General features: G+C 71.1%; 12 protein-coding genes. 7 read left to right on the top strand and 5 right to left on the bottom strand.

From position 1 onward, the window contains the following. The first annotated feature begins 6 nt into the window (after nt 1-6). The gene (locus ABZV77_RS37040) at nt 7-375 is read left to right on the top strand and encodes a helix-turn-helix domain-containing protein (protein WP_356266785.1); all 369 of its coding nucleotides are present in this window, start codon (nt 7-9) and stop codon (nt 373-375) included. Nucleotides 376-594: 219 nt separating this feature from the next. Here the strand turns inward: ABZV77_RS37040 and ABZV77_RS37035 are convergent, their stop codons facing one another. Further along, on the bottom strand, nt 595-2,994 hold the full coding sequence (locus tag ABZV77_RS37035) for an excinuclease ABC subunit UvrA (protein WP_356266783.1): 2,400 nt from the start codon (nt 2,992-2,994) through the stop codon (nt 595-597). Nucleotides 2,995-3,319: 325 nt separating this feature from the next. On the opposite strand from ABZV77_RS37035, the gene rox reads away from it, so the two are divergent. Continuing rightward, nucleotides 3,320-4,756, top strand: coding sequence for a rifampin monooxygenase (gene rox, locus ABZV77_RS37030; protein WP_356266782.1), 1,437 nt, complete (start codon nt 3,320-3,322; stop codon nt 4,754-4,756). Between the two features lie 41 nt (nt 4,757-4,797). Here the strand turns inward: rox and ABZV77_RS37025 are convergent, their stop codons facing one another. Beyond that, complete coding sequence (locus ABZV77_RS37025; protein WP_356266781.1) at nt 4,798-5,550, bottom strand: VOC family protein; 753 nt, start codon at nt 5,548-5,550, stop codon at nt 4,798-4,800. Between the two features lie 145 nt (nt 5,551-5,695). Between ABZV77_RS37025 and ABZV77_RS37020 the strand changes: the two genes are divergently transcribed. Continuing rightward, on the top strand, nt 5,696-6,571 hold the full coding sequence (locus tag ABZV77_RS37020; RefSeq protein WP_356266780.1) for a GNAT family N-acetyltransferase: 876 nt from the start codon (nt 5,696-5,698) through the stop codon (nt 6,569-6,571). 42 nt (nt 6,572-6,613) lie between these two features. Here ABZV77_RS37020 and ABZV77_RS37015 read toward each other — a convergent pair whose 3' ends face one another. After that, on the bottom strand, nt 6,614-7,306 hold the full coding sequence (locus ABZV77_RS37015; protein WP_356266778.1) for a TetR/AcrR family transcriptional regulator C-terminal domain-containing protein: 693 nt from the start codon (nt 7,304-7,306) through the stop codon (nt 6,614-6,616). A 113-nt stretch (nt 7,307-7,419) separates the two neighbouring features. Between ABZV77_RS37015 and ABZV77_RS37010 the strand changes: the two genes are divergently transcribed. From ABZV77_RS37010 to ABZV77_RS36995, 4 genes are all read left to right on the top strand, one after another. Next, the gene (locus ABZV77_RS37010) at nt 7,420-8,613 is read left to right on the top strand and encodes an FAD-dependent monooxygenase (RefSeq protein ID WP_356266922.1); all 1,194 of its coding nucleotides are present in this window, start codon (nt 7,420-7,422) and stop codon (nt 8,611-8,613) included. A gap of 57 nt (nt 8,614-8,670) precedes the next feature. Continuing rightward, nucleotides 8,671-9,105 carry a helix-turn-helix transcriptional regulator gene (locus ABZV77_RS37005; protein WP_356266777.1) on the top strand — a complete coding sequence of 145 codons (435 nt, stop codon included), beginning with the start codon at nt 8,671-8,673 and terminating at the stop codon, nt 9,103-9,105. Between the two features lie 93 nt (nt 9,106-9,198). Continuing rightward, nucleotides 9,199-9,789: a hypothetical protein gene (locus ABZV77_RS37000; protein WP_356266775.1), complete on the top strand. Its 591-nt coding sequence runs from the start codon at nt 9,199-9,201 to the stop codon at nt 9,787-9,789. 110 nt (nt 9,790-9,899) lie between these two features. Continuing rightward, nucleotides 9,900-10,232 (top strand): DUF2516 family protein, encoded by a 333-nt coding sequence (locus ABZV77_RS36995; protein ID WP_208609543.1) that lies wholly within the window; start codon nt 9,900-9,902, stop codon nt 10,230-10,232. Nucleotides 10,233-10,255: 23 nt separating this feature from the next. Here ABZV77_RS36995 and ABZV77_RS36990 read toward each other — a convergent pair whose 3' ends face one another. Together ABZV77_RS36990 and ABZV77_RS36985 are read right to left on the bottom strand one after the other, a co-directional pair. After that, nucleotides 10,256-11,614, bottom strand: coding sequence for a fused response regulator/phosphatase (locus ABZV77_RS36990; RefSeq protein WP_356266773.1), 1,359 nt, complete (start codon nt 11,612-11,614; stop codon nt 10,256-10,258). Between the two features lie 297 nt (nt 11,615-11,911). Further along, on the bottom strand, nt 11,912-12,994 hold the full coding sequence (locus ABZV77_RS36985) for a C40 family peptidase (protein WP_356266772.1): 1,083 nt from the start codon (nt 12,992-12,994) through the stop codon (nt 11,912-11,914). Nucleotides 12,995-13,081 lie beyond the last annotated feature (87 nt).

Here is a 13,081-nt window from a genome sequence, read left to right as displayed (position 1 = left end):
GCGGACATGACGCGCAGTCGTGCGCAGGACCCGAACGTGTGCGGTGTGACCGCCGCGATCGCCGTGATCGACGGCAAGTGGAAGACGGCGCTGCTCTGGCCGCTGGAGAGCGGCCCGTGCCGCCCCGGCGAGATGCTCCGGCTCCTGCCGGGGCTGACGGAGAAGGTGCTGACTCAGGCGCTGCGCGAGATGGAGGCGGACGGCCTCGTGCACCGGGAGGTGCACGACGTACGGCCGTTGAAGACCGTCTACTCCCTCACGGACTTCGGCCGCGACCTCTGCGAGGCACTGGCCCCGTTGTCGGACTGGGGCCACCGGCGCCTGGACAGGATGGCGGAGGACCGGGACGAGCCTTCGTCACGCAGAGCGTCTTGACGCGACGTCGTCATCCAGCCTCCCTCCCCGGCCCCGCGGTGCCCTGCGCCCCGCTGCCCCACCAGCTTCTCCACCGGGCGGTCCGCAGCCAAGTACCCACTTAAAAGTGGCTATCGGCGGGTGCGGACGGAGACACGGAGACACGGAGACACGGAGACGACGAAGCCCCGGACAGCGCGACACGCATGCCGTCCGGGGCTTACAGATTCCAGGGAGTGTTCAGGCGCCCACGTACTCCGCAAGATGCTCACCCGTGAGCGTCGAGCGCGCCGCGACCAGATCCGCGGGCGTGCCCTCGAAGACGATCTTGCCGCCGTCGTGGCCCGCCCCGGGGCCGAGGTCGATGATCCAGTCGGCGTGCGCCATCACCGACTGGTGGTGCTCGATGACGATGACCGACTTGCCCGCGTCGACGAGCCGGTCGAGGAGGCCGAGGAGCTGCTCGACGTCGGCGAGGTGGAGGCCGGTGGTCGGCTCGTCCAGTACGTAGACACCGCCCTTGTCGGCCATGTGCGTGGCCAGCTTGAGCCGCTGCCGCTCGCCTCCGGAGAGCGTGGTGAGCGGCTGGCCGAGGCTGAGGTAGCCGAGGCCGACGTCGGCCAGGCGGCGCAGGATGCGGTGGGCCGCGGGCGTCTGGGCCGCGCCGCCGCCGAAGAACTCCTCGGCCTCGTCCACGGACATCGCGAGGACCTCGCTGATGTCGCGGCCGCCGAGGTGGTACTCCAGGACCGACGCCTGGAACCGCCTGCCCTCGCAGTCCTCGCATGGTGTGGCGACGCTCGCCATCATGCCCAGGTCGGTGTAGATGACCCCGGCGCCGTTGCAGGTCGGGCAGGCGCCCTCGGAGTTGGCGCTGAACAGCGCGGGCTTCACGCCGTTGGCCTTGGCGAAGGCCTTGCGGATCGGGTCGAGCAGCCCGGTGTACGTCGCGGGGTTGCTCCGCCGCGAGCCGCGGATCGGGGTCTGGTCGACCGCCACCACGCCCGCGTCGGCGGGCATCGACTTGTGCACGAGCGAGCTCTTGCCGGACCCGGCGACCCCCGTGACGACGGTGAGCACCCCGAGCGGGATGTCGACGTCGACCCCGCGCAGGTTGTGCGCGCTCGCGCCGCGGATCTCCAGCGCGCCGGTGGGCTTGCGCACGGTCTCCTTGAGCGCGGCCCGGTCGTCGAAGTGGCGGCCGGTGACGGTGCCGGAGGCCCGCAGCCCCTCCACGGTGCCCTCGAAGCAGACGGTGCCGCCCGCCGTCCCGGCGCCGGGGCCGAGGTCGACGACGTGGTCGCCGATCACGATCGTCTCCGGCTTGTGCTCCACGACGAGCACGGTGTTGCCCTTGTCCCGCAGGCGCAGCAGCAGGTCGTTCATCCGCCGGATGTCGTGCGGGTGCAGACCGATGGTGGGCTCGTCGAAGACGTACGTGACGTCGGTGAGCGAGGAGCCGAGGTGGCGGATCATCTTGACGCGCTGCGCCTCGCCGCCCGACAGGGTGGCCGCGGGCCGGTCGAGTGCGAGATAGCCGAGGCCGATCTCCACGAACGAGTCGAGGGTCTGCTGCAACGCGGTGAGCAGCGGCGCCACCGAGTCGTACGCGCTCTTCGCCGAGCCCGGCGGCGCCTCGCGCAGGCCGCGGGTCCACTCGGCCAGGTCCCTGATCTCCATCGCGCAGACGTCGGCGATGCTCTTCCGCTTGATCTTCGAGGAGCGGGCCCCCTCGCTGAGGCGGGTGCCGTCGCACTCGGGGCAGGTGGTGAAGGTGACCGCGCGCTCCACGAAGGCCCGGATGTGCGGCTGCATCGACTCCTTGTCCTTGGCCAGGAACGACTTCTGGATCTTGGGGATCAGCCCTTCGTAGGTGAGGTTCACGCCGTTGACCTTCACCTTGACCGCGTCCCCGTAGAGGAAGTCCCTCAGCTCCTTCTTCGAGTACTCACGGATCGGCTTGTCCGGGTCGACGAAGCCTGACTGGGCGTACACCTGCACGGTCCACTGGCTGTCCGACTTCCAGCCGGGGATGGTGAACGCGCCCTCGGCGAGCGACTTGGAGTCGTCGTACAGCTGCGTGAGGTCGATGTCGGAGACGCTGCCCCGGCCCTCGCAGTGCGTGCACATGCCGCCGGTGCGCTGGTACGTCGCCTTCTGCGCCTCGGTCTTGTTGCCGCGCTCCACGGTGATCGCGCCGCTCGCCCGGACCGACGCGGTGTTGAACGAATACGCGCCCGGCGGGCCGATGTGCGGCTTGCCGAGGCGGCTGAAGAGGATGCGCAGCATCGCGTTGGCGTCGGTGGCGGTGCCGACCGTGGAGCGGGGGTCGCCGCCCATCCGCTGCTGGCCGACGGTGATCGCGGTGGTGAGGCCGTCGAGCACGTCGACCTCGGGGCGCGCCTGGTTCGGCATGAAGCCCTGCACGAAGGCGCTGTACGTCTCGTTGATGAGCCGCTGCGACTCCGCGGCGATCGTGTCGAACACCAGTGAGCTCTTGCCCGAGCCGGAGACGCCGGTGAACACCGTCAGACGGCGCTTCGGGATCTCGATGCTGACGTCCTTGAGGTTGTTCTCGCGGGCGCCGTGCACGCGGATCAGGTCGTGGCTGTCGGCGGCGTGCGTCCTGGGCTTGCTCATCGTTGTCTCCGCGGGGCAGCGAGTCCCGTACGTGGTGTCGTACGGGAGGGAGTTGGCGTGAAAGCAGTGCTCTTGGTCACGCTAGCCGGGGGGTCTGACAACCGCGTCCCGACGCAGGCCCGAGGGGGAAGGGGGAGGGGCGGGAGGGAGAAAGGAGCGGGAAAGGAGCGGGAAACACAAAAGGCAAGGAGGGAAACTCACTCCTTGCCACTCTCAACTTATAGCGCACAGGGGGCCTTGCGGCAAGGCCCCGGTCACCCCGCACAATCTCCCCTCCGAGCTCGTCGAACAGGGGATTTTCATGGCTGACGCAATGGCTGACGCAGTGGCTGACGTAATCATCGCCGGTGGCGGACCGACCGGCTTGATGATGGCCGCCGAACTGCGGCTCCAGGGCGTGGACGTCCTCATCCTGGAGAAGGAGACGGAGCCGACCAAGCAGTCTCGTGCGCAGGGCCTGCACGTGCGCAGCATCGAGGTGATGGACCAGCGCGGTCTGCTGGAGCGCTTCCAGGCGGAGGGCAAGGAGATCAGGGCGGGCGGCTTCTTCGCGGGCCTGGCCAAGGCGTGGCCGGAGCGGATGGACACCGCGCATTCGTACGTACTCGCCATTCCGCAGCAGGTCACCGAGCGGCTGCTGGCCGAGCACGCCGCCGGACTCGGCGTCGAGGTCCGGCGCGGCTGCGAAGTGGTCGGTCTCGATCAGGACGACGACGGGGTGACGGTCGGACTGGCCGACGGCACGCGGCTGCGCTCGCGCTACCTCGTCGGCTGCGACGGCGGCCGCAGCGCGGTGCGCAAGCTGCTCGGCGTCGGCTTCCCGGGGGAGCCCAGCCGGGTCGAGACGCTGCTGGGCGAGATGGAGATGACCGTGTCTCCGGAGGAGCTCGCCGAGGTGGTCGCCGAGGTCCGCAAGACGCAGTTGCGGTTCGGCGCGATGCCGCTCGGCGACGGGGTGTTCCGCGTCATCGTGCCCGCGGACGGCGTCGCGGAGGACCGGGCGGCCCCGCCGGTCCTCGCGGACTTCCAGCAGCAGCTGCGGGCGTTCGCGGGCACCGACTTCGGTGTGCACTCGCCGCGCTGGCTCTCCCGCTTCGGCGACGCCACCCGGCTCGCCGAGCGCTACCGGGTCGGCCGGGTGCTGCTGGCCGGGGACGCGGCGCACATCCACCCGCCGACCGGCGGGCAGGGGCTCAACCTCGGGCTCCAGGACGCGTTCAACCTCGGCTGGAAGCTGGCCGCCGCGGTGCACGGGTGGGCGCCGGACGGCCTCCTCGACAGCTACCAGGCGGAGCGGCACGCGGTGGCCGCCGAGGTGCTGGACAACACCCGCGCGCAGATGCAGCTGATGTCCGTGGAGCCGGGGGCGCAGGCGGTGCGCCGGCTGATGTCGGAGCTGATCGACTTCGATGACGTGAACCGGCACCTGATCGAGAAGATCACCGGGATCGGGGTCCGCTACGACTTCGGCGAGGGCCACGAGCTGCTCGGTCGCCGGATGCGGGACGTGGAGCTGAAGCGGGGCCGCCTCTTCGGGCTGCTGCACGGCGGCCGCGGGCTGCTGCTCGACCAGACCGGCCGACTCTCGGTCGCGGGCTGGGAGGGCCGGGTCGACCATGTCGTCGACGTCATCGACGTCAGCGAGGAGCTGGACGTGCCCGCGGTGCTGCTGCGTCCGGACGGGCACGTCGCGTGGGTCGGCGACGACCAGCAGGAGCTGCTCGGGCAGCTGCCTCAGTGGTTCGGCAACGCCACCGGCTGAGGAGCCCCGAGCCCCTCCGACCCCCGCCGGGCCCCGCCGCGTCAGGGTGCTGGACGCGCCGCGAGGACGCAGAACTCGTGGTCCTCCGGGTCGGTCAGGCACTTCCACGGGACGTCGCCCTGGCCGAGGTCGAGGTCGGCGGCGCCGAGGGCGCGCAGCCGGGCCACCTCCGCCTCCTGATCGTCACCGGGGTACGGCAGGAGGTCGATGTGGACCCGGTCCGGCACGGTCTTCCCGCCGGGCGTGCGGAGGAACTCGATGTACGGGCCGACGCCCTTGGCGGACCGCAGCACCGCCTGGTCGTCGGTCACCTCGTGCACGGTCCAGTCCGTCGCCCCGCCCCAGAACCGCGCCATGGCCCGCGGATCCACGCAGTCGACCACGATGGCGGCGACCGGCCCGGTGTCCCGGTACATCTCCCGGGGCTCCAGCACGCAGAACTCGTTGCCCTCCGGGTCGGCGAGTACCGTCCACGGCACGTCGCCCTGGCCCACGTCCACGGGCGTCGCACCGAGCCCCTTCAGGCGCGCGACCAGCTCCGCCTGATGGGCCGTGGACGTGGTGGCGAGGTCGAGGTGCACCCGGTTCTTCGTCCCGGTCTTCCCTTCCGGGACGATGACCACGTCGACGCAGACGGCGGACGCGTCCGGCCAGACGAAGTCGCCGCCGGGCTCGACGTTGGTCACGCCGGGCGCCTCACTGGAGACACCCCAGCCGAGCGCCGCGGCCCAGAAATCGCCGACGGCCTCGTTGTCCAGGGCCTTCATGTTCACGTTCACCGGTCGCAGAGCCATGCTGGTGACGATATGCACGCCACCACCAAAGATCCATAGATCCATGGCACAGGAGAGGCTCGGGAGGGGCTCTGGAGAGCAACTCGCTCCGGCCCACCGGATATTCGGATGCGGGCGGTCGGCGCGGTGGTGTGTGATCGGACCCATGACGATCACGTTGGGCACACCAGGGACCGACGGGCTGGACGAGGCGGTGGGCGTGCTGCGGGAGTGGCAGCACGAGGGGGCGCCGATGCAGCTGCACCCGGGGGACCTGGGCTGGTTCTGGCGCGGGGGCGCGGAGACGACCGCGGCGGCGGTCAGGACGTGGAGCCGGGACGGACGGATCCTCGCCGTCGGGCTGCTGGACGGTCCCGACCTGCTGCGGCTGACGGTCGCGCCGGACGCCCGGCGGGACGAGGAGCTCGCGCGGCACCTGGTCGCCGACGTGACCGCGCCGGAGCGCGGGGTGCTGCCCGAGGGGCAGGCGAGCATCGAGGCGCCCATGGACGCGCTGGTCCACGACCTGCTGGGCGAGGACGGCTGGCCCACCGACGACCCGTGGACGCCACTGCGCCGCGACCTCACCGCCCCGGTGGAGGATTCGGGCCTGCGGATCGAGACGGTGGGCCCGGAGCAGGCAGACGTGTTCGCCGCCGTGCTCCGGGCGTCCTTCGACGGGGCGAAGTTCACGGCCGAGCACTGGCAGCGGCTGGCGAAGGGATCGCCGTACGCCGACGCCCGGTCCCTGATCGCGTACGACGACGGGGACAGCGCGGTGGCGGCGGTGACCGTGTGGTCGGCCGGTCCTGGCAGGCCCGGGGTGCTCGAACCGATGGGCGTGCACCGGGACCACCGCCGTCGCGGCCACGGCGAGCGGATCACCCTCGCCGCTGCGGCCGCGCTCCGGGAGCTGGGCTCGTCGAGCGCACTCGTCGTCACCCCGAGCACCAACGAGGCCGCCGTCGCCACGTACGAGTCGGCCGGTTTCGAGCGGCGCCCGGAGGTCCGGGACCGCTGCCGGGGTCCTGCCGGTTCTTGAACCGGGATCCTCTAAGGGTTCAAAGACAGGCTCTGAGCGCTGTCACGCCGAGGGCCGGGCGAGTTTGGCGGCCACGGCGTCGAGGACCCAGTCCAGGCCGGTCGTGAAGGACGCCTCGGCGTCCACGTCCGTGCCGTCGTGCACGGCCCTGGCCAGCGCCGGGAAGCTGCCGGTGGCCAGCATCTTCGTCAGATGCGGCCCGGCGGCCCGCTGCCAGTCGTGCTTGGAGAGGCCCGTGGCGCGCTCGGCCCGCAGGTTCGTGATCTCGCGCCTGATCGCGCCGATGAAGTAGGCGCTGACGGTCTCCACGGCACGCATGACGGTGTCGACATCGGCGAGGCCGTCGAAGGAGGCCAGCGTGGTCTCGGCCACGACGAGGCCGTTCGGACCGAGGGCCGGGCGACCGCCGAGCAGGTCGGCCAGCCATTCGTGACGGAGGGCGGCCTGCCGGGTCCGCCGGGCGAGGCCGCGCAACGCCTCCCGCCAGTCACCGGGCTGCTCCTCGGGGCGGATCTCGGCGTACACCTCGTCCACCATGAGGTCGAACAGCTCCTCCTTGGAGGAGATGTATCGGTACAGCCGCATCGGCCCGGCGTCCAGGCGGGCGGCGACCTTGCGCAAGGAAACAGCCTCGAGCCCGCCCTCGTCGGCCAGCGCGACAGCCGCGGCGACGATCCGCTCCCGGTCGAGCGGCACGGGTCGAGTCGGCGGCTCCGGCCGGTCCCACACAGTCATGGACACATCGTACTGTTGCGATACGCCGTATCGAGAAAATACAGTGTATCGACATGAGACGCCGTATCACTGCTCGTGTCACCCCTCGTACCGCCCCTCGTGCCCCCCGTCGTATCGACCGTCGTATCGCCGTGGTCGGGAGCGGCCCTGCGGGCCTGACCTTCGCCCGCACCCTGCACCGCCACGGCCACCCCGTGACCGTCCTCGAACGCGATCCCGCCCCCGACGCCCGTCCGCCGGGCGGCACGCTGGACCTGCACGAAGGACTGGGCCAGCTCGCGCTGGACAAGGCGGGGCTGCTGGCCGGGTTCCGGGCGCTGTCCCGTCCCGAGGGGCAGGCCATGCGCATCCTGGACACGGACGGGACGGTCCTGCGCGACTGGCGGCCCCGTCCGGACGACCGGGCCAATCCCGAGATCGACCGGGGGCAACTCCGTGACCTGCTGCTCGGCCCCCTCGACGTCCAGTGGGGCCGGGGCGTGACGCGGGTGGAGCCGGGGACCCGGGACGGCGTGCTGGTCCATTTCGCGGACGGGCGGCAGGAGGCGTTCGACCTCGTGGTCGGCGCGGACGGCGCCTGGTCCCGGACCCGCCAGGCCGTCTCGTCGGCGACGCCGCACTACACCGGCGTCACGATGGTCGAGACCTCCCTCGACGACGTCGACGCCCGCCACCCCGACCTCGCCCGACTGATCGGCGACGGTTCCGTCGCGGTGTACGGCGTGAACCGGGCGCTCGTCGCCCAGCGCAACGGCGGCGGCCACGTCAAGGTGTACGCCCAGTTCCGCACGCCGCTGGACCGGCACGCGACCCTGACCCCGGACCCGAACCCGAACCGGGACCCGGTCGACGCCGACGCCGACGCCGACGCCGAGGCCGTGCGGTCGAGCCTGCTGGCCCTGTTCGACGGCTGGGCCACTCCCGTCCTCGACCTCCTCCGCCACGGCACCGCTTTCGCCCACCGCCCCCTCTACGTCCTGCCCGTCTCCCACACCTGGCCCCAGGTCCCCGGGGTGACGCTGCTGGGCGACGCAGCCCACCTGATGCCCCCTTTGGGAGCGGGTGCGAACCTCGCGATGCTGGAGGGCGCCGAACTAGCCGAAGCCATCGCCACCGCCACCGGCCCCGGCCCCGCCCCCGGAGACCTGGACGAGACCGTCCGCACCTTCGAGGAGCAGATGTGGGCAAGGGCCAGCAGGTGGGCGGAGATCACGACGACCGGCCTGGAACGCCTCGTGAGCCAGGACCCCTCCCAGGCCCTCGCCCTCTTCGATGAGGTCCAGCCGTCCTCGGACGAAGTGGCGTAGCGCACTTTTGCAAGCACCTGCTTGCAATAGTTAGCAAGGGTGCTGCACCATCGAGGCATGGCATCACTCCACGTCGGCAACCTCGGTGAGTACCTGCGCGAGCAGCGGCGCAGTGCGCAGCTCTCGCTGCGGCAGCTCGCCGATGCCGCCGGGGTGTCCAATCCGTATCTGAGCCAGATCGAGCGCGGCCTGCGCAAGCCGAGCGCCGAGGTTCTGCAGCAGGTCGCCAAGGCCCTGCGGATCTCCGCCGAGACGCTGTACGTGCGGGCCGGGATCCTCGACGAGAAGGAGCGGGACGAGCTGGAGACGCGCGCCGTCATCCTCGCCGACCCCTCCATCAACGAGCGCCAGAAGCAGGTGCTGTTGCAGATCTACGAGTCGTTCCGCAAGGAGAACGGCTTCGAGACGTCGTCGTACGGGGACCTCGCTGCGAGCGCGGAGAGCGCCGATCTGGCCGACGGTCCTGATGCCGACCCGAAGCAATCACCGTAATCAGTAATCAGTAATCAGTGCAGCTGCTGACATCACCCTCAAGCAAGCCGAACGCGCTGAACAAGCCGACGCGAATCCGGGAGGACCCTCGTCATGGCCATCACCGATGACCTGCGCAAGACCCTGAGCAACCCCACCCCCGCGTACTTCGTCGCCGGGTCCGCGGACCTCGCCTTCCAGCAGGCGAAGAAGGTTCCTGGCCTCGTCGAGCAGCTGATCGCCGAGGCGCCGTCCCGCATCGACGCGGTGCGCAACACCGACCCGAAGGTCGTGCAGGACAAGGCCAGTGCCCGCGCCAAGGAGGCGCAGGAGACCATCCAGGCCAAGGTCACCGAGGTGTTCGGCTCGCTCGACACCGACCTGAAGAAGCTCGGCGAGAGCGCCCAGGACCTCGCGCTGCGCGGTGTCGGCGTGGCCGCCGAGTTCGCGGTCAAGGCGCGCGAGAAGTACGACGAGGTCGCCGAGCACGGTGAGCAGGCCGTGAAGTCGTGGCGCGGCGAGGCCGCCGAGGAGATCCTCGACCTGGCCGAGTCGGTCGAGCCCGACGAGGAGCCCGCGCAGCCCAAGGCGGCGCAGACCGCCGCGCCCAAGAGCGCGGCCGCCGCCCCGGCGAAGAAGCCTGCCGCCAAGAAGGCCCCGGCCAAGAAGACGACCGCGAAGAAGACCACGCCGCCCGCCAAGTAGGGCGCGATGTGCGGGGGCGGGCACTCACGGAGTGTCCGCCCCGTTGACCGGGTAGCGGGTACCGTGGCCGCGTAATCGATGAGCCGAGACTGGTGGTGGACGTTGTGCTGATGCAAGGGTTCGCGAACTTCATGTGGCTGCTGTCGCTGGCCCTGATCGTCTTCAGCGGATTCGCGCTCATCGACGCCGCCGTCCGGCGTGAGGATGCCTATCGCGCGGCGGACAAGAAGACCAAGCCGTTCTGGCTGATCATCCTCGGCATCGCCTTCGTGGTGAACCTGCTCTTCCCGATCCTGTCGTTCCTGCCGATCATCGGCCTCGTCGCCACCATCGTGTACATGGTCGACGTGCGCCCCGCGATCCGGCAGATCACGGGCGGCGGCGGCCGCCGCGGCGGCTCCAGCAGCGACGGTCCGTACGGGCCGTACAACGGCGGCCGGTAGCCCGACCGCGACGCAGCGGGAACTCAGCGGGACCCGGGCGCCCGGTCCAGGAGCAGTACCGCCACGTCGTCCGTGAGATCCCCGCCGTTGAGGTCGCGCACCTCGTTCATCGCCGCCTCCAGCAGCTCGTCCCCCTGCAGCCCCGCGGCGATCTGGCGGCGGACCATGTCCACCATGCCCTCCTGGCCCAGGCGCTGAGTGCCCTGGCCGACGCGGCCCTCGATCAGGCCGTCCGTGTAGAGCATCAGGCTCCACTTGCCGCCCAGCTCCACCTGGCGGCGCGGCCAGCGGGCGCGGGGCAGGAGACCGAGCGCGGGGCCGCCGTCCTCGTACGGAAGCAGCTCGGCGAGCCGCCCCTCGCGCGCGATCAGCGGCGACGGGTGCCCGGCGAGGCAGAGACCGGCCCTGCGGCCGTCCGGGGCGATGTCGACCGTGCAGAGCGTCGCGAAGATCTCGTCGTCCGCGCGCTCGTGCTCCAGGACCTTCTGCAGCGTGGAGAGCAGCTCGTCGCCGCACAGGCCCGCGAAGGTCAGCGCGCGCCAGGCGATGCGCAGCTCCACGCCGAGCGCCGCCTCGTCGGGACCGTGGCCGCAGACGTCGCCGATCATGACGTGCACGGAGCCGTCGGGCGTGCGCACGGTGTCGTAGAAGTCGCCGCCGAGCAGCGCGCGGGACCGGCCGGGCCGGTAGCGGGCGGCGAAGCGCAGCGGTGAGCCCTCCAGGAGCGGTGTCGGCAGCAGGCCGCGCTCCAGGCGGGCGTTCTCCTGGGCGCGCAGACGCGACTCGGTCAGCTGGCGCTGGGCGGCGTCGGCGCGCTTGCGCTCGACCGCGTACCGGATGGCGCGGCTCAGCAGCCGGGCGTCCAGCTCGTCCCGGAAGAGGTAGTCCTGGGCGCCGACGCGCACGGCCTCGGCGCCCTGCTCGGAGTCGTCGTTCGCGGTGAGGGCGAGGACGGCGTGCCGGGGCGCGAGGCGCAGCACGTGCTTGAGGGCGACGAGCTCGTCCTCGTCGCCCTCGGCGGTGCCGGGGGCGGGCAGGGCGAGGTCGAGCAGGATGCAGTGCACGTCGTCCGTGAGCAGCCGCTCGGCCTCGGTGAGGTTGCGGGCGGTGCGGATGCGGATGGGCTTGCCCGCGGAGTCCAGGAGCTCGGGAACGCTGAGCGACCCTGCCGGGTCGTCCTCGATCACCAGCAGGCTGAGGCCGGAGCCGTTGCTGCTGCCGTTGCTGCTGTTGTTGTAGCCGGTGGCGCTGGTGGTGCTGTTGTAGCCGGTGGTGCTGTTGCCTTCGTGGGCGGGCGCCGTCGTGTCGTGCGGGGGCGCCGCATGAGCCTGACCGCCTTCCGCGGCCGGAATAGCTCTCTGCCGCGGTATGGGTACGGGCATCGCTTGGTTCCTTCCCTCCCCCCGAGGGCATGGCGCCGCGCAGGTCGACGCGGCACCGACGGGGACCATAGCGGTAGCCGCGCCTCCATTGGAATGGCGCGCGGCAAACGGCCACCGTCATATGCCGCATCCAGGAACGCAATTGGGCACGGCAGGGTCCCGCAGGGGATGACGAACATCACGCCGCGAGGGTTGAGCGGGGCGCCGCGGCGTGCGCTGGGTCACATGGGCGACCCGTCCGCCGGGCACCCGGACCACCGGGCGGCCCGGTGCGCCGGTCGGGGGAGGGGGTGGCGGCTACTTGTCGGGGCGTACGACGCCGAGTATCTGCATCGAACCCGCACCCGTGATCGTCACGTCCCGGCCCGGACGCGGTGCGTGCACGATCGCGCCGTCGCCCAGATACATCCCGACGTGGCTCGCGTCCGAGTGGTAGATGATCAGGTCGCCGGGGCGCATGTTCTTCACGTCGACGCGCGGCAGCTGCTTCCACTGCTCCTGCGACGTGCGCGGAATGCCCCGCCCCGCGGAGGCCCAGGCCTTGGAGGTGAGCCCCGAGCAGTCGTACGAACCCGGGCCCTCGGCGCCCCATACGTACGGCTTGCCGATCTGGGCGGTGGCGAACTCGATGGCTTTCTTGCCCCGGGCCGACGCCTTGCCGCCGATGTCCTTCAGGACGCCCGAACTCACCCATGCCGACTGCTTCTTGAGGGCGGCCGCCTCCTCCAGCTTGCGCAGCCGCTCCTGCTCCTTCTTCTCCAGCGTCGACTCGATCTTCTCGGCGGCCGCGATCTTCTTCTTGATCTTCTTCTTCGCGGCGGCCTTGGACTTGCGGTTGGCTTCCAGCTTCGTCCAGCGTGCGGTGGCGTCCTCGGCATAGACCCGCAGGTCGTCCTGGGTTCTCTCCAGCTCGGTCAGCATGCCCTTGGTGGCCTTCTCGCCCTGCCGCATGCGCCGCGCGCCGTCCAGGAACTGGCCCGGGTCGTCGCTGAGCATCAGCTGGGCCTCGGAGGGCATGCCACCGCCCCGGTACTGCGCGCGGGCCGCGGCGCCCGCGCGGGCCTTCAGCTTCTTGAGCTTCGCCTGGCCCTTGGCGATGTCCCTGGCCAGCTGCACGATCTGCTTGGACTGCTTGTCGGCCTTCTCCTCGGCCGCGTTGTACGCATCCGTGGCCACGCCCGCGTCGTGGTAGAGATCGTCGATCTCCTTGCGGACCTGCTCCAGGGACTTGTCCGTGCGGGGCGTCGGGTCGGCGGGCGGCTGCGCCGGAGTCGCGGGGGCACTCGCCGGGCTCGCAAAGGCCGTCCCCGGTGCGGCCAGCACCGTCGCCGCGCAGATCAGCGCCACGGCCGTCGCCGTCGAGTATCGCTTGCCAGTCACGCTCCGCCACCCCCAAAACCTGATTTACCGTCAGTAACTTCCGGTCGTCATCGGGATCGTGCCACGTCAGCGCTCGATAGGACAGAG

The sequence above is a fragment of the Streptomyces sp. NPDC004732 genome, from assembly GCF_040609235.1.
GTDB lineage: Bacteria > Actinomycetota > Actinomycetes > Streptomycetales > Streptomycetaceae > Streptomyces.
The sequence above is the reverse complement of the archived record's forward strand: the minus strand, read 5'-3'. Positions and strand labels throughout refer to the sequence as shown.

Coding starts and splice junctions, on each gene's coding strand:
- ABZV77_RS36990 (WP_356266773.1), bottom strand. CDS start 11,614: ATGCCCGTACCCATACCGCGGCAGAGAGCTATTCCGGCCGCGGAAGGC.
- ABZV77_RS37005 (WP_356266777.1), top strand. CDS start 8,671: ATGGCATCACTCCACGTCGGCAACCTCGGTGAGTACCTGCGCGAGCAG.
- ABZV77_RS37015 (WP_356266778.1), bottom strand. CDS start 7,306: ATGACTGTGTGGGACCGGCCGGAGCCGCCGACTCGACCCGTGCCGCTC.
- ABZV77_RS37035 (WP_356266783.1), bottom strand. CDS start 2,994: ATGAGCAAGCCCAGGACGCACGCCGCCGACAGCCACGACCTGATCCGC.
- ABZV77_RS37025 (WP_356266781.1), bottom strand. CDS start 5,550: ATGGCTCTGCGACCGGTGAACGTGAACATGAAGGCCCTGGACAACGAG.
- ABZV77_RS37040 (WP_356266785.1), top strand. CDS start 7: ATGACGCGCAGTCGTGCGCAGGACCCGAACGTGTGCGGTGTGACCGCC.
- ABZV77_RS36995 (WP_208609543.1), top strand. CDS start 9,900: ATGCAAGGGTTCGCGAACTTCATGTGGCTGCTGTCGCTGGCCCTGATC.
- ABZV77_RS37000 (WP_356266775.1), top strand. CDS start 9,199: ATGGCCATCACCGATGACCTGCGCAAGACCCTGAGCAACCCCACCCCC.
- ABZV77_RS37020 (WP_356266780.1), top strand. CDS start 5,696: ATGACGATCACGTTGGGCACACCAGGGACCGACGGGCTGGACGAGGCG.